Here is a 15197-nt window from a genome sequence, read left to right as displayed (position 1 = left end):
CGGGTCAGTTGCCGGGCGGAAGGGTGAAGTCGAAGACGGCTGAATCGAAGGTGCTGTAGTCCTCGTAGCCGAGCACCTCGTACAGGCGGGAGCGGGTCTGCATGCGGGGCAGCAGGGACTCCTGGGTGCCCTCGGCCGCGAGGGTGCGCAGGCCGTCCTCGACGGCTCCCATGGCGAGACGGAAGAAGGTGACGGGGTAGAGCGCGATGTTGTAGCCGAGGTTTTCGAGGGTGGCCGTGTCGAGGAGCCTGCTCTTGCCGAATTCGGTCATGTTGGCGAGCAGGGGTACGTCGACGGCCTTGCGGAAGGCTTCGAACTCGGACTCGTCGGCGAGGGCTTCGGGGAAGATCGCGTCGGCGCCGGCGTCCACGTAGGCCTTGGCCCGGTCGATGGCGGCGTCGAGGCCCTCGATCGAGCGGGCGTCGGTGCGGGCCATGAGGAGGAAGTCCGGGTCGCGGCGGGCGTCGACGGCGGCGCGGAGCCGCCGGATCATCTCGTCGCTCGGCACGACGGTCTTGCCGTCGAGGTGTCCGCAGCGCTTGGGGTTGACCTGGTCTTCGAGGTGGAGGCCCGCCAGGCCCGCGTCCTCCAGGAGTTGGACGGTGCGGGCGGCGTTCATGGGCTCGCCGAAGCCCGTGTCCGCGTCGATGAGGACGGGCAGGTCGGTGACCCGCGTGGTCTGCGCGGCGCGGGCGGCGATCTCGGTCGAGGTGGTCAGGCCGATGTCGGGCAGACCCAGGTCGGCGGCGAGGACGGCTCCGGAGAGGTAGGCGGCTTCGAATCCGGCTTCCTGGATGAGCTTGGCCGAGTATGGGTTGATGGCGCCCGGGATCCGCAGCAGCCGACCGGAAGCGAGCTGCTCGCGGAAGTGGCGGCGGCGGGACGCGGGCGTGGTGTGCGTGTGGAGCATCAGAACAGGCCCTTCGGGAGGCCCGCGTCGTACGCGGCGACGACGTCCGTGTCGACGGCCGGGAAGAGGTCGGCCAGTCCGGCGGTGTCCAGCTCCGCGAGGCGGGCGGCAGTCTCCAGGAAGCGGTCCTGGTCGGCGGGCGTGACGATGCCGTCGGTGAGCGTGCGGAACTTCGCGGTGTAGCCGGCCCGGTCGAAGGGGCGGGCGCCGGCGGGGTGGGCGTCGGCGACGGCGAGCTCGTCCTCGATCACGGTGCCGTCGTCGAGGGTGATCACGGCGCGGCCGCCGAAGGCCCGGCGCGCCGGGTCGGGGTCGTGGTAGCGGCGGGTCCACTCGGGGTCCTCGACGGTGGAGATCTTCTGCCACAGCTCGACCGTCTCCGGGCGCTGGGCGCGCTCGGGGGCGTAGGAGCGCTCGTGGTGCCAGCCGCCGTCCTCCAGGGCGACGGCGAAGATGTACGGCACCGAGTGGTCGAGGGTCTCGCGGCTGGCAGTCGGGTCGTACTTCTGCGGGTCGCCGGAGCCGGAGCCGATCACCTGGTGCGTGTGGTGGCTGGTGTGGAGCACGATCGAGCGGACCTTGTCCAGCGGCCCGGCCTTCTCCCGCAGTCCCCGGGCCAGGTCGATGATCGCCTGGGCCTGGTACTCGGCGGAGTGCTCCTTGGTGTACGTGTCGAGGATCGCGCGGCGCGCTTCGCCGGGCTCGGGCAGCGTCACGGTGTAGGAGGCCTCGGGGCCGTCGAGCATCCAGGCGAGGAAGCCGTCCTCACCCTCGTAGATCGGCGAGGGCGACCCCTCGCCGCGCATGGCCCGGTCCACGGCCTCGATCGCGGCCTTCCCGGCGAAGGCCGGGGCGAACGCCTTCCAGCTGGAGATCTCACCCTTGCGGGACTGCCGGGTCGCGGTCGTGGTGTGCACGGCCTGCTGGATGGCCTGGTACACGGTCTCGGTGTCCAGGCGCAGCATCGCTCCGACGCCGCCGGCGGTGGCGGCGCTGAGGTGGGCGACGTGGTCGATGCGGTGGGCGTGCAGGCAGATGCCCTTCACCAGGGCGACGTGGATCTCGTAGGCGGCGGTGATGCCGCGCAGCAGGTCGGCCCCGGAGCGGCCGGTGTGCTGGGCGACCGCGAGGAGCGGGGGGATGTTGTCGCCGGGGTGGGAGTAGTCGGCGGCCAGGTAGGTGTCGTGGAAGTCCAGCTCGCGTACGGCGGTGCCGTTGGCCCAGGCCGCCCACTCGGGGGAGAGCAGGGTCCCGGCCGGGAGTCCGAAGGCCGAGGCGCCCGGAGCCGCCCGGTGGCCGGCGGCCTGGGTTCGGGCGACCGCGACCGGGCGGCGGCGCAGCGACGCGACCGCGACCGCGACGTTGTCGATGATCCGGTTGATCACCATCTCCGATGCCTCGGCGTCGAGGTCCGGCGCTTCCTGGGTGCCGGTGGCCACGACGGCCAGCTTCCAGGCGAGCTGCTCCTCGCGGGGCAGGCGGTCGGCGCTGGGGTGGACGCGTACCTGGTGGTCGATCACGGGACTCCTCGCGGCGGGTGCGGTGGATGGCGTGTACGTCAGCGAGTCTTCCCCGCCGACAGGGGGCGGATCGAGGGAGCCACTGTGCGTAATCCGTCCATGCCACAGCTGCGAAACTGCGAATCTTGCGAAATCTGCGGATGCTACCTTCACATGAAGGGGGCAGCAGGAGAGGAGCCTGATTCGCATGGGACGGGCCGCCGGAAGGAAGATCTACGCGCACGCGAAACTGCGCAGGCTGCGTCGCGAGCGGGGCATGAACCAGGTCGAGCTCGCGCGCACCCTGGGTCTGTCCACCAGCTACCTCAACCAGATCGAGCACAGCCAGCGTCCGCTGACCGCGCCCGTGCTGCTTCGGATCGCCGAGGTGTTCGGCATCGATCCGGAGTTCTTCTCCGAGGCCGAGGAGGAGCGTCTGGCCACGGACCTGCGGGCGGCCCTCGGGGACGAGGCTTGCGGCGCCCCGATAGCGCAGGACGAGATCGCCGACGTGGCCCGTGACCATCCGGAGGTGGCCCGCGCCCTCGTCACCCTCCATCAGCGCTACCGGGACGCCTCCGAACGGGTGGCGGCCCTTGCCTCACCCGAGGACACCGCGGGGCTGCTGCCCGCCGAACCCCACGACGAGGTACGGGACTTCTTCTACGCCCACCACAACCACTTCGCCGCCCTGGAGACGGAGGCCGAGGCGATCGCCGAGGCCCTCGGCATCGGCCGCGCGGGCCGCGCGGCGGACGCCCTCACGAAACGTCTCACAGTCGGGCACGGCATCAAGGTGCTCCGGTCGGGCCCGGAGCGGTCGGCCGACGCCCGTCGCTTCGACGCGGACAGCGGCGTACTCCTGATCTCCCCCTGGCTCAGTGAAGGGCAGAGCGCCTTCCAACTCGCCACGCAGCTGGCGTTCCTGGAGCACGGGGCGCTCCTCGACCAGCTGGTCGACGCGGCCGCGCTCACCTCACCCCAGGCGGAGGGTCTGGCACGCATCGGCCTCGCCAACTACTTCGCCGGCGCGGTCCTCATGCCGTACACCGCCTTCCACACGGCGGCCGAAGAGCTCCGCTACGACATCGAGTTGCTCCAGGCACGCTTCGGCGTCGGATTCGAGACGGTCTGCCACCGGCTGAGCACGCTCCAGCGCACCGGCCGCCGCGGGGTGCCCTTCTCCTTTCTGCGGGCCGACCGCGCGGGCAACATCTCCAAGCGGCAGTCCGCCACCGACTTCCACTTCTCACGTCTTGGCGGCACCTGCCCGCTGTGGACCGTGTACGAGGCGTTCTCCGCGCCCGGCCGGATCCTCACCCAGGTGGCCGAGATGCCGGACGGCAAGAAGTACTTCTGGATCGCCCGGACGGTGGCCAGGGGAGGATTCGGCCACCACGCGCCGCGCGCCGACTTCGCCGTCGCGCTGGGCTGCGAGCTGCGCCACGCGCCACGCCTGGTCTACGCGGAGGGAATCGCCCTGCACAACCCCCGCGCCGCCACCCCGATCGGTCTGGGCTGCCGGATCTGCGAACGCCAGGACTGCGCCCAGCGCGCCCGGCCGCCCGCCGGCGGTGTCCTCGCCGTCGACCCCGACCGGCGCGCCCTGGTGCCGTACCCGGTGGTGTCCGAGCGCTGAAACCGTGCGGTTCGCCGCCCGGCGTCCCTCCTCACTCCGGCCATCTGTCTCATTTCATCGTCCGTATGGTGGACACGGGCTCGCCGCTGGGAGACCGGCACCCTAGTCTGGCCGGGCAGCTGGTTCGCCCCGTCCGCCAGGCGGGATGCGTCGTAAGAGGGAACCCGGTGGGAATCCGGGACTGCCCCGCAGCGGTGAGCGGGAACGACCGCCGTCATACGCACTGGGACCGGACAACGGTCCTGGGAAGCGACGGCCAGTAGGTGCCCTCCGGGAGGAGAGCGTGCCCGCGAGTCCGAAGACCTGCCCGTTGCCCGCACGCGGACGATTCCGCGCGCGGCCATTCCGGTGACCTCGTGGGCGGGTCGGCGTACACAGCGAGCGGCGTGCACGGAGTCTTCCCGTGACATGGTCCGCGCGTTTTGTCGTTCCCTTCGCGTCCGCGTCTCGTCATCCGGGATGTTTCTGGACACATCTCGCGAAGGAGAGTTCCGTGACAGCGAAGCCCGCAGCCGCGGCAGCACGAGCCACCGTGTACGGCTACCCCCGCCAGGGTCAGAACCGCGAACTGAAGAGGGCCGTCGAGGGGTACTGGAAGGGCCGCATCACCGCCGACGCCCTCCGGACCACCGCCGCCGACCTGCGCCGTTCGAACTGGCAGCAGCTGGCCGACGCCGGCATCCACGAGGTTCCGACCGGTGATTTCTCGTTCTACGACCACGTCCTGGACACCAGTGTCATGGTCGGCGCTGTCCCCGCGCGCCACCGCGCCGCCGTCGAGGCGGACGCGCTCGACGGCTACTTCGCCATGGCCCGCGGCACCCAGGACGTCGCGCCACTGGAGATGACCAAGTGGTTCGACACCAACTACCACTACCTGGTCCCCGAACTCGGCCCGGACACGGTCTTCACCGCCGACTCCGCCAAGCAGGTCGCCGAGCTGAAGGAAGCGCTCGCCCTCGGCCTGACCGCCCGCCCGGTCCTCGTCGGCCCCGTCACCTACCTCCTCCTCGCCAAGCCCGCCCCCGGCGTGGCCGACGACTTCGACCCGCTCACCCTCCTCGACCGGCTGCTCCCGGTCTACGCCGAGGTCCTCGCCGACCTGCGCGCGGCGGGCGCCGAGTGGGTCCAGCTCGACGAGCCCGCCCTCGTCCAGGACCGCACCCCGGCCGAACTGAACGCCGCCACCCGCGCCTACCGCGACCTCGGCGCGCTCACCGACCGGCCCAAGCTGCTCGTCGCCTCCTACTTCGACCGGCTCGGCGACGCGCTCCAGGTGCTCGCCTCAGCCCCCGTGGACGGCCTCGCCCTCGACTTCACCGACCGCGCCGCCGCCAACCTCGACGACCTCGCGGGCGTCGGCGGACTGCCCGGCAAGCGCCTGGTCGCGGGCATCGTCAACGGCCGCAACATCTGGATCAACGACTACCAGAAGTCCCTGGCCACCCTCGCCACCCTGCTCGGTCTCGCCGACCGCGTCGACGTGGCTGCCTCCTGCTCACTCCTGCACGTCCCTCTGGACGCGACCGCCGAGCGCGACATCGACCCGCAGATCCGTCGCTGGCTCGCCTTCGCCCGCCAGAAGACCACCGAGGTCGTCACCCTCGCCCGCGGCCTCGCGGGCGGCACCGACGCGATCAGCGCAGAACTGGCCGCCAACCGGGCGGACCTGGCCTCCCGTACCGGCTCCGCCATCACCCGCGACCCGGCCGTACGCGCCCGCACCGCCGCGATCACCGACGCGGACGGCCGCCGCTCCCAGCCGTACGCCGAGCGGGCCGCCGCCCAGCGCGCCCACCTGGGCCTTCCGGTGCTGCCGACGACGACCATCGGCTCCTTCCCGCAGACCGACGAACTCCGCGTGGCCCGCGCCGACCTGCGCGCAGGCCGGATCGACACGGCCGGATACGAGGAGCGGATCAAGGACGAGATCCGCGAGGTCCTCTCCTTCCAGGAGAAAACCGGGATCGACGTCCTGGTCCACGGCGAGCCCGAACGCAACGACATGGTGCAGTACTTCGCCGAGCAGCTCACGGGCTACGTCGCCACGCAGCACGGCTGGGTGCAGTCGTACGGCACCCGCTACGTCCGGCCCCCGGTCCTCGCCGGGGACATCTCCCGCCCCGAACCGATGACGGTGCGCTGGACCACCTACGCGCAGGCGCAGACCAGCAAGCCGGTCAAGGGCATGCTCACCGGTCCGGTCACCATGCTCGCCTGGTCGTTCGTCCGTGACGACCAGCCGCTCGGCGACACGGCCCGCCAGGTCGCCCTCGCCCTGCGCGACGAGGTGAACGACCTGGAGGCCGCGGGCACTTCGGTCATCCAGGTCGACGAGCCCGCCCTGCGCGAGACGCTTCCCCTGCGGGCCGCCGACCACGCCTCCTACCTCGACTGGGCGACCGAATCCTTCCGGCTCTCCACCAGCGGTGTCCGGCCCGACACCCAGATCCACACGCACATGTGCTACGCCGAGTTCGGCGACATCGTCCAGGCCATCGACGACCTCGATGCCGACGTCATCAGCCTGGAAGCCGCCCGCTCCCACATGCAGGTCGCCGGTGAACTCGCCGAGCACGGCTACCCGCGCGAGGCCGGTCCGGGTGTCTGGGACATCCACTCCCCCCGCGTCCCCAGCACGCAGGAGGCCGCCGCGCTGCTGCGCAAGGGCCTGGAGGCCATCCCCGCCGAGCGGCTCTGGGTCAACCCCGACTGCGGACTCAAGACCCGCGGCTGGACCGAGACCCGCGCCTCTCTGGAAAACCTCGTCACCGCCGCCCGCGAGGTCAGGGCGGGACTGACCGCCGACAACGGCTGACACCCCCGCAAGCCCGGACCGGACGCTTCGCCGTCCGGCCCGGGCGACCCGCCGGACAGCAGCGGCACGGCCTGGCCATCACGAAACGCGGGTGACGAAGGGTGCTCACGTGGCGAAGCCGAAACCCCGGCACATCACCGTCGACGGGCAGCCCATGGTGGCGCTGACACCCCAGGAATACGCCGCCCTCCTGTCCATGCGCCGTCAGGTCGGGGCGCTGGGATCCCGGCTGCGTATCGTCCGCGAGACGCTCAAGGTCACGAACGACCTGTTGTCGGCGCTGGTCACCGCACTCGAAGCGGAGCGCGTCACCGGGTGCGGGCCGGCCGCGGACGCTGGGCGTCCGGTGACCGCGCTGCTCTCCTCGGCACCCGACCTCATCGCGCGCGCCCATCGTGTGGCCGGGAAGAGCCGCGACCGTGCGGGACTGCGGAGGAGGCGGTGACGGCCTGGACCCAGCGGCGAGACCGTTGCGGCGCGTCCTGGTATCCCGCGAAAGCGGCCTGATGACGGAGAAACACAGCATGTCCACCCCTGATACGAGCCAACACGTCGGAGTCCCCGGCCCCCCTGGTGACCACCACGTCGAGATCCTGACCCCCGAGGCGCTGGACTTCGTGGCGCGGCTGGACGCCGCGTTCGCACGCCGTCGCCGCGAGATCCTCACGGCGCGCGGTCACCGTTCCGACAGCCTGGCCTCAGGTCGTCAGCTGGACTTCCCCCGTGCCACCTCGGCCGTCCGCGACGATCCGCACTGGCGGGTGGCGCCGCCGGCGCCGGGCCTGACTGGCCGGCAAAGGGAGTTCACGGGGCCGCCGAACGCCGGAGCGGCGGCGCACGCCCTCGCCTCCGGTGCCGACGTGTGGATCGCCGACTTCACGGAGGTCCCCTCCCCGCTCCGGGAGAACATCCTCGCCGGTCAGCGCACCCTCCTCGACGTCTGCCGACGCCGCACCGCCCCCACCCTCGTCGTCCGCCCCCGCGGCTGGCACCTGGAGGAGGAACGCTTCAGGGGCGACGGCCCTCCCGTCTCCGCCACGCTCGTCGACTTCGGCCTGTACTTCTTCCACTGCGCGCGGCTCCTGACCTCCGCTGGTTCCGTCCCCTGCTTCCACCTGTCCGGGCTGGAAAACCGGTTCGAGGCGCGCCTGTGGAACGACGTGTTCCTCCTGGCCCAGGACCTCCTCGGCATCCCGCGCGGCACGGTCCGGGCCACCGTCGTCATCGACACGGTCACGGCCGCGTTCGAGATGGAGGAGATCCTCTACGAACTGCGCGAGCACAGCTCCGGACTCGCCACCGATCCCTGGCACTACCTCTTCAGCGTGATCGGTGCCTTCGGCCACCGGACCCCCTTCCTGCTTCCGGACGGGTCCGATACCTCCCTGACCGCGCCCTGCATGCGGTCGTACGCCGCGCTCATCGTCCGCACCTGCGAGCGCAGGAACGCCCGCGCAACGGGCGATCTCACCGAGATCACCCCTGTGACCGACGACGCGCCGGTGCGCGCCGCCGACCTGCTGGCCGTACGCCCGCCGGGTCCGGCGCAAGCGCCCTCAAGGCAGCAGCTCCGGTCCGCCGTGGCCCTCGCGCTGCGGCACACCGAGACCTGGCTGCGCGGACGGGGGACGGCTGTTCCCGGCAGGCGGCTCACGGAAACCGCCACCGCCGAACTCACCCGTGCCCGGCTGTGGCAGTGGCGCAGACAGCGTCTGGTCTCCCCGTCCGACCTCCACGCCCTCATCGACGTCGCATCCGCCGCGATGGCCCGCCAACACCCCGGCGCGCTGGTCGCCGCGGCCCGGGGAGTCCTCGAAAGGACCCTCCTGGAGGACGAACTGCCGCCTCTGCTGACTCCGGACACGTACCGGCGGAGCCTGATCTGCCCTACGGGGGGCTCGGCGTGAGCGCGCTCCAGGCCCGGACGGGCGTACCTCGGCAGCACGAGGACGAAGGCATGGGCATCGTCGCCGGATTGCCTCGATGGGATCGGTGCGCCGTCATGGGGGTGGTGAACGTGACCCCCGACTCCTTCTCCGACGGTGGCCGCTGGTTCGACCCGGCAGCGGCGGTGAAGCACGGGGTGGATCTTGTCGCAGAAGGCGCCGACCTGGTCGACGTCGGTGGCGAGTCGACTCGGCCCGGTGCCTCCCGGGTCGATGAGGAGGAAGAGCTGCGGCGCGTCGTGCCCGTCGTGCGCGCGCTCGCGGCCGAAGGGGTGCTCGTGTCCGTCGACACCATGCGCGCGTCGGTCGCCGCCCGGGCGATCGACGCCGGCGCGGTCCTCGTCAACGACGTGAGCGGGGGTCTGGCAGACCCCGGAATGGTCCCCGCCGTCACTGCCGGCGGCGTCCCCTTCGTCGTCATGCACTGGCGGGGCTTCAGCCGCGACATGAACCGACGAGCGGTGTACGGGGACGTGGTGCGCGAGGTCGTCGCGGAACTCGGCGCCCGGGTGGAGGCCGTGGTGGCCGCGGGCGTTCCCCGGGAACGGCTCGTGGTGGACCCGGGGCTGGGGTTCGCCAAGCAGCCGGAGCATGATCTCCGTTTGGTCGCAGGGCTGGCCGAGCTCCGTGCGCTAGGCTACCCCGTCCTGGTCGCAGGGTCACGCAAGAGGTTCCTGGGCCACATCCTGACTGGCGCGGACGGCACGCCTCCCCACGCCCGTGACCGCGACGCCGCGACGGCCGCCCTCTCCGCGATCGTCGCCCACCGGGGTGCCTGGGCCGTCAGGGTCCATGACGTACGCGCCACGGCGGACGCGGTCAGGGTCGCGCACGCGCTCGCGTCCGCCCCCTGACGGGCGGCCGAGTCCGTCTCCTGACCGACGCTCACGGCCGCCTCCTGACCGGCAGCCAGGTGCGTCGCCGGCGGCCGCTTCCTCTCCGTGGCGCGAGGAAGCGGCCGGGCGGGTCAGCGGTGGGTGAAGTCCGGGGCCCGCTTGTCGACGAAGGCCGACATGCCCTCCTTCTGATCGGCGGTGGCGAACACCGCGTGGAACAGGCGGCGTTCGAAGCGGACTCCTTCCGCGAGGGTGGTCTCGAAGGCGCGGTTCACGGCCTCCTTGGCCATCATCGCGACTGGCTTCGACATCCCCGCCACGGTCGCCGCGACCGCGAGGGCCTCGGGAAGGAGGTCGTCGGCCTGGACGATACGAGAGACGAGGCCCGCACGTTCCGCTTCTGCGGCGTCCATCGTCCGGCCCGTCAGGCACAGCTCCATGGCCTTGGCCTTGCCGACGGCGCGGGTGAGGCGCTGCGAGCCGCCGATGCCGGGGATGACTCCCAGCTTGATCTCCGGTTGCCCGAAGACCGCCGTGTCGGAGGCCAGCAGGATGTCGCAGAGCATGGCGAGTTCGCAGCCGCCGCCCAGGGCGTAGCCGGAGACGGCGGCGACGGTGGGGGTGCGGAGGCTCCCGAGCCGGTCCCAGGCGGTGAACCAGTCGGTGAGGTACATGTCCATGTACCCCTGGGGCTGCATCTCCTTGATGTCCGCGCCGGCCGCGAAGGCCCTCGCGGAGCCGGTGATGACGACGCAGCCGACGTCCGGGTCCCGGTCGAGTGCCTCGGTGGCGGCCACGACCTCCTCCATGACCTGGAGGTTCAGGGCGTTGAGCGCCTTGGGCCGGTTGAGGGTGAGCAGTGCCGTACGGCTGCCCGTACGCTCCACGGTGATCGTCTCGTAGTCGGTCGTGGTCATGCGGTGGTCGTTCCCTTCGGTGCTTCGGCGGCGGCGCGCAGGGCATGGACGATCCCGGAGAAGTCCTGTGCCGCTCCCGAACCCTCGGCGAAGGCGGTGTACATCTCGGCTGCTCGCAGGCCGAGCCCCGCGTCGATGCCGCCCGCGCGCAGGGCGTTGGCGGCGAGTCCGAGGTCCTTGGCCATGAGCGGGGCGGCGAAGCCGGGGCGGTAGTCGCGGTTGGCGGGGCTGGTCGGTACGGGGCCGGGAACAGGGCAGTTGGTGGTGAGGGCCCAGCACTGGCCGGAGGCGGTGGAGGCGACGTCGTAGAGCGCCTGGTGGGAGAGGCCGAGGCTCTCGCCGAGGACGAAGGCCTCGCTGACGGCGATCATCGAGATGCCGAGGATCATGTTGTTGCAGATCTTGGCGGCCTGCCCGGCGCCCGCGCCACCACAGTGCACGGCCCTCTTCCCCATGGTCGCGAGGAGTGGTTCGGCCTCGTGGAACTCCGCTTCTCCGCCTCCCGCCATGAAGGTGAGGGTGGCGGCTTCGGCTCCGACGACCCCGCCCGACACGGGGGCGTCGAGGGCGCGGTGTCCGGCGGCCGTGGCGGCGTCGTGGGCGGCGCGCGCGTCGGCGACGTCGATGGTGGAGCAGTCGACGAAGAGGGTTCCGGGTCGGGCGGCGGCCAGGAGGCCCTCGTCCTGGTAGAGGGCGAGGACATGGCGGCCCGCGGGCAGCATCGTGATCACGACGTCCGCTCCGGCGGCCGCGGCCCGTGCCGAGTCGGCGGTCTCCACTCCGGCCGCGGCGGCGGTCACCAGCGCGTCGGGGACGAGGTCGAACCCGAGGACGCGGTGGCCGGCGGCGACGAGGTTGGCGGCCATGGGGCCGCCCATGTGGCCGAGGCCGATGAAGCCGATGACGGGGGTCACCAGGGCACCTCCTGAAGCGGGTCGGGGGAAGGGAGCCGCAGCTCGCGGTCGCCGCCGAGCGGGGTGAAGTAGCGGGCCACGTCCTCGTCGGTAACGGCCGTCAGACGGGCGGGGGACCAGCGGGGGTCGCGGTCCTTGTCGATGACCTGGGCCCGGATTCCCTCGACCAGGTCGGGCGAGGTCAGCGCCGCGCACGAGACGCGGTACTCCTGCTCCAGGACGCGCTCCAGCGGGCCGAGACCACGGGCGCGGCGCAGCGAGGTCAGGGTCACCTTGAGCGCGGTCGGTGACTTGGCGGACAGGGTGGTGGCGGCCTCCTTCGCCGCCGGGACACCACTCGCGACGAGCCGGTCGACGATCTCCTCGACGGTGCCGGCGGCGTAGCAGTGGTCGATCCACTCCCGGCGGGCGGCCAGTTCACCGGGTGGTACCTGGCCCACGTGTGCAGCCAGGGCGTCGTGCACGGAGGTCCGCGCGAGGTCCTCCAGCAGCCGGTCGAGCCGTCCGGACGGTACGAAGTGGTCGGCGAGCCCGCACAGCAGGGCGTCGGCGGCGCCGACCGGCGCCCCGGTCAGGGCGAGGTGGGTGCCCAGCTCGCCGGGCGCCAGCGCGAGCAGGTAGGTCCCGCCGACGTCGGGGACGAAGCCGATGCCGGTCTCCGGCATGGCGACCCGGGAGCGTTCGGTGACGATCCGTACGGTGCCGTGGGCCGAGACGCCGACGCCCCCGCCCATCACGATGCCGTCCATGAGGGCCACGTAGGGCTTGGGGTAGCGGGCGATGAGGGCGTTGAGCCGGTACTCGTCCCGCCAGAAGTCCGCCGAGGCCGTACCGCCGTTCCGTGCGTCCTCGTGGATGGCGCGGATGTCGCCGCCCGCGCACAGTCCGCGCTCCCCCGCGCCGGAGATCACCACCGCTTCGACGGCGCGATCGTCCCGCCAGGCGGTGAGTGCCTCCTCGATGCGCAGCACCATGGGATGGGTGAGCGCGTTCAGTGCCCGGGGCCGGTTGAGGATCAGGCGGCCGGTGCGGCCCTCGGTGCTGACGAGGACGTCGTCGGTCATCGGAGGCTCTCCGTCAGGCCGCGCGCGACGATGACGTTCATGATCTCGTTGGTCCCTTCCAGGATCCGGTGGACGCGCAGGTCCCGGACGATCTTCTCGATGCCGTACTCACTGAGGTAGCCGTAGCCGCCGTGGAGCTGGAGGGCCCGGTCGGCGACGGAGAAGCCGGTGTCGGTGGCGAACCGCTTGGCCATGGCGCAGAGCTGCACCGCGGCCGGGTCGCCGCGGTCGAGGGCGTCGGCGGCCTGCCGCACCAGCGCGCGGGCGGCGGTGAGTTCGGTGGCCATGTCGGCGAGGCGGAACTGGAGGGCCTGGGCGTCGAGCAGTCGTGCGCCGAAGGCCTCGCGGTCGGCGAGGTGGGCGAGGCTGCGGTCGAGGGCGCTCTGGGCGCCGCCGAGGGAGCAGGCCGCGATGCCGAGGCGGCCGCCGTTGAGCGCGTGCATGGCGATGCGGAAGCCCTCGCCCTCGGCGCCGAGGCGCCGGTCGGCGGGGATGCGCACGCCGTCGAGCACCACCTGGCGGGTGGGCTGGGCGTTCCAGCCCATCTTGCGTTCGTTCGCGCCGAAGGAGACTCCCGGGTCGCCGCGTTCGACGACGAAGGCGGAGATCCCGCCGGGGCCGCCTCCGCCGGTGCGGGCCAGCACGATGTACAGGTCGGAGGTGCCCGCGCCGGAGATGAACTGCTTCACGCCGGTCAGGACGTAGTGGTCGCCATCCCGTTCGGCGCGGGTGCGCAGGGCGGCGGCGTCCGATCCGGCGCCCGGTTCGGTGAGGCAGTAGCTGCCCAGGGTCTCGGCGGCACAGAGGTCCGGGAGCCAGCGGGCACGCTGAGCGGGGCTTCCGTACCGGTCGATCATCCAGGCGACCATGTTGTGGATGGAGAGGTAGCCGGCGATCGAGGGGCAGCCGGTGGCCAGGGTCTCGAAGACGAGGACGCCGTCGGCCCGGGTCAGCCCGGAGCCGCCGTGCTCCTCCCGTACGTAGACGCCGCCGAGGCCGAGCGCGGCGGCCCTACGGAGGACGTCGACGGGGAAGTGCTTGTCCTGGTCCCAGGCCACGGCGTGCGGGGCGAGCTGTTCCTGGGCGAAGTCCAGGGTGACTTCGGCGAGGGCCAGTTGGTCCTCGGTGAGGGTGGTCACGGCGCTCATCCCATCGTCGGCATGGTGAAGCTCGAGCCCTCCTTGACCCCGGAGGGCCAGCGCGAGGTGACGGTCTTGGTCCGGGTGTAGAAGCGGATCGAGTCGGGGCCGTGCTGGTTCAGGTCCCCGAAGCCCGAGCGCTTCCAGCCGCCGAAGGTGTGGTACGCCACCGGGACCGGGATCGGGACGTTCACGCCGACCATGCCGGCGCCGACACGTCGGGTGAAGTCGCGGGCGGTGTCCCCGTCCCGGGTGAAGATCGCCACGCCGTTGCCGTACGGGTGCTCGCTCGGCAGCCGCAGGGCCTCCTCGTAGTCGGCGGCCCGTGCGACACACAGCACCGGGCCGAAGATCTCCTCCTGGTAGATCCGCATGGACGGAGTGACGCGGTCGAAGAGGGAGGCTCCCGCGAAGAAGCCGTTCTCGTGGCCGGGCAAGGTGAACCCCCGCCCGTCGACGACGAGTTCCGCTCCCTCGTCGACACCGATGCCGATGTAGCGGTTCACCCGGTCCAGGGCGTCCCGGCTGACGAGAGGCCCGAAGTCGGCGTCCGGGTCGTCGGAGGTGCCGATGCGCAAGGAGGCGATGCGCTCCTTCAGCTTCGCCACCAGCGCGTCCGCGGTCTCCTCCCCCACCGGGACGGCCACGGAGATGGCCATGCAGCGCTCGCCCGCCGAGCCGTAGCCGGCGCCGATCAGCGCCTCGGCGGCCTGGTCGAGGTCGGCGTCGGGCATCACGATCATGTGGTTCTTGGCGCCGCCGAAGCACTGGGCGCGCTTTCCGTGCGCGGCGGCGGTGGCGTAGATGTGCGCGGCGATCGGGGTGGATCCGACGAAGCCCAGAGCCTGGACGCGGGGGTCTTCGAGGAGCGTGTCGACGGCCTCCTTGCCTCCGTTGACCACGTTCAGCACGCCCGGCGGCAGGCCCGCCTCCAGGAACAGCTCGGCGAGCCGCAGAGGTACCGAGGGGTCGCGCTCGGACGGCTTGAGGATGAAGGCGTTGCCGCAGGCCAGGGCGGGTGCGGCCTTCCACAGCGGGATCATCGCCGGGAAGTTGAAGGGGGTGATCCCGGCGACGACGCCGAGCGGGGAGCGCAGTGAGTGGACGTCGATGCCGGTGCCGGCGTTGTCGGTGAACTCTCCCTTGAGGAGGTGCGGGATGCCGGCGGCGAACTCGACGACCTCCAGGCCGCGTTGAAGGTCGCCGTGCGCGTCGGCGACGGTCTTGCCGTGTTCGGCGGAGAGCAGCCGGGCCAAGGAGTCCCGCTCCCCCTCCACGAGTTGGAGGAAGCGCAGCAGGACGCGGGCACGTCGCTGCGGATTCCACCGGCCCCACTCCTGCTGGGCCGTCTCGGCGTCGGCGATCGCCGCCTCGGTGTCGGCGCGCCCGGCCAGGGGAACCCTGGCCTGGACGGCGCCGGTGTTGGGGTCGTACACGTCGGCGAAGAGACCGGACGTGCCGACGGTGTGCTTGCCGCCGATGAAATGGGTGAGTTCGCGGACCATCGAAGCCTGC

General features: G+C 71.9%; 12 protein-coding genes and 1 riboswitch. Of the genes, 5 read left to right on the top strand and 7 right to left on the bottom strand.

The window, feature by feature from the left end:
* Nucleotides 1–4: 4 nt before the first annotated feature.
* Nucleotides 5–910: a methylisocitrate lyase gene (gene prpB, locus ACIGHB_RS32710; RefSeq protein ID WP_399918256.1), complete on the bottom strand. Its 906-nt coding sequence runs from the start codon at nucleotides 908–910 to the stop codon at nucleotides 5–7.
* A complete protein-coding gene (locus ACIGHB_RS32705; RefSeq protein ID WP_399918254.1) occupies nucleotides 910–2430 on the bottom strand; it encodes an MmgE/PrpD family protein in 1521 nt (506 codons plus the stop codon). The genes prpB and ACIGHB_RS32705 overlap by 1 nt, the downstream gene beginning before the upstream one ends.
* A gap of 187 nt (nucleotides 2431–2617) precedes the next feature.
* Between ACIGHB_RS32705 and ACIGHB_RS32700 the strand changes: the two genes are divergently transcribed.
* The 5 genes from ACIGHB_RS32700 to folP all read left to right on the top strand — a co-directional run bounded on the left by ACIGHB_RS32700 (nucleotide 2618) and on the right by folP (nucleotide 9666).
* On the top strand, nucleotides 2618–4048 hold the full coding sequence (locus tag ACIGHB_RS32700) for a short-chain fatty acyl-CoA regulator family protein (RefSeq protein ID WP_399918252.1): 1431 nt from the start codon (nucleotides 2618–2620) through the stop codon (nucleotides 4046–4048).
* 103 nt (nucleotides 4049–4151) lie between these two features.
* A riboswitch (cobalamin riboswitch) is annotated at nucleotides 4152–4374 on the top strand.
* Nucleotides 4375–4541: 167 nt separating this feature from the next.
* Nucleotides 4542–6866, top strand: a complete 2325-nt coding sequence (gene metE / locus ACIGHB_RS32695; RefSeq protein ID WP_399918250.1) for a 5-methyltetrahydropteroyltriglutamate--homocysteine S-methyltransferase — start codon at nucleotides 4542–4544, stop codon at nucleotides 6864–6866.
* A gap of 109 nt (nucleotides 6867–6975) precedes the next feature.
* A complete protein-coding gene (locus ACIGHB_RS32690; protein WP_399918248.1) occupies nucleotides 6976–7311 on the top strand; it encodes a hypothetical protein in 336 nt (111 codons plus the stop codon).
* Nucleotides 7312–7390: 79 nt separating this feature from the next.
* Entirely contained in the window at nucleotides 7391–8773 is a 1383-nt protein-coding gene (locus ACIGHB_RS32685) for a malate synthase A (RefSeq protein ID WP_399918246.1), read from the top strand.
* Nucleotides 8774–8823: 50 nt separating this feature from the next.
* On the top strand, nucleotides 8824–9666 hold the full coding sequence (gene folP, locus ACIGHB_RS32680) for a dihydropteroate synthase (RefSeq protein WP_399918244.1): 843 nt from the start codon (nucleotides 8824–8826) through the stop codon (nucleotides 9664–9666).
* A 113-nt stretch (nucleotides 9667–9779) separates the two neighbouring features.
* On the opposite strand, the gene ACIGHB_RS32675 is transcribed toward folP, so the two are convergent.
* The 5 genes from ACIGHB_RS32675 to ACIGHB_RS32655 are packed head-to-tail and all read right to left on the bottom strand — an operon-like array spanning nucleotide 9780 to nucleotide 15187.
* On the bottom strand, nucleotides 9780–10565 hold the full coding sequence (locus tag ACIGHB_RS32675; protein ID WP_399918242.1) for an enoyl-CoA hydratase: 786 nt from the start codon (nucleotides 10563–10565) through the stop codon (nucleotides 9780–9782).
* Complete coding sequence (gene mmsB / locus ACIGHB_RS32670) at nucleotides 10562–11479, bottom strand: 3-hydroxyisobutyrate dehydrogenase (protein WP_399918240.1); 918 nt, start codon at nucleotides 11477–11479, stop codon at nucleotides 10562–10564. Before mmsB ends, ACIGHB_RS32675 begins: the two co-directional genes overlap by 4 nt.
* Entirely contained in the window at nucleotides 11476–12543 is a 1068-nt protein-coding gene (locus tag ACIGHB_RS32665) for an enoyl-CoA hydratase/isomerase family protein (protein ID WP_399918238.1), read from the bottom strand. The genes mmsB and ACIGHB_RS32665 overlap by 4 nt, the downstream gene beginning before the upstream one ends.
* Complete coding sequence (locus ACIGHB_RS32660; protein ID WP_399918236.1) at nucleotides 12540–13691, bottom strand: acyl-CoA dehydrogenase family protein; 1152 nt, start codon at nucleotides 13689–13691, stop codon at nucleotides 12540–12542. Before ACIGHB_RS32660 ends, ACIGHB_RS32665 begins: the two co-directional genes overlap by 4 nt.
* Nucleotides 13688–15187, bottom strand: a complete 1500-nt coding sequence (locus tag ACIGHB_RS32655; protein WP_399918234.1) for a CoA-acylating methylmalonate-semialdehyde dehydrogenase — start codon at nucleotides 15185–15187, stop codon at nucleotides 13688–13690. Before ACIGHB_RS32655 ends, ACIGHB_RS32660 begins: the two co-directional genes overlap by 4 nt.
* Nucleotides 15188–15197: the final 10 nt, after the last annotated feature.

Origin of the sequence: Streptomyces sp. NPDC085460 (assembly GCF_044541975.1) — a bacterium.
Taxonomy (GTDB): Bacteria; Actinomycetota; Actinomycetes; order Streptomycetales; family Streptomycetaceae; genus Streptomyces.
Note: the sequence above shows the minus strand (reverse complement) of the source record. Positions and strands in the feature narration are given on the sequence as shown.

Bases quoted from the DNA above. Each gene is read 5' to 3' on its own strand.
- prpB (WP_399918256.1), bottom strand. From the start codon at position 910: ATGCTCCACACGCACACCACGCCCGCGTCCCGCCGCCGCCACTTCCGC.
- ACIGHB_RS32700 (WP_399918252.1), top strand. From the start codon at position 2,618: ATGGGACGGGCCGCCGGAAGGAAGATCTACGCGCACGCGAAACTGCGC.
- ACIGHB_RS32685 (WP_399918246.1), top strand. From the start codon at position 7,391: ATGTCCACCCCTGATACGAGCCAACACGTCGGAGTCCCCGGCCCCCCT.
- folP (WP_399918244.1), top strand. From the start codon at position 8,824: ATGGGCATCGTCGCCGGATTGCCTCGATGGGATCGGTGCGCCGTCATG.
- ACIGHB_RS32675 (WP_399918242.1), bottom strand. From the start codon at position 10,565: ATGACCACGACCGACTACGAGACGATCACCGTGGAGCGTACGGGCAGC.
- ACIGHB_RS32665 (WP_399918238.1), bottom strand. From the start codon at position 12,543: ATGACCGACGACGTCCTCGTCAGCACCGAGGGCCGCACCGGCCGCCTG.
- ACIGHB_RS32660 (WP_399918236.1), bottom strand. From the start codon at position 13,691: ATGAGCGCCGTGACCACCCTCACCGAGGACCAACTGGCCCTCGCCGAA.
- ACIGHB_RS32655 (WP_399918234.1), bottom strand. From the start codon at position 15,187: ATGGTCCGCGAACTCACCCATTTCATCGGCGGCAAGCACACCGTCGGC.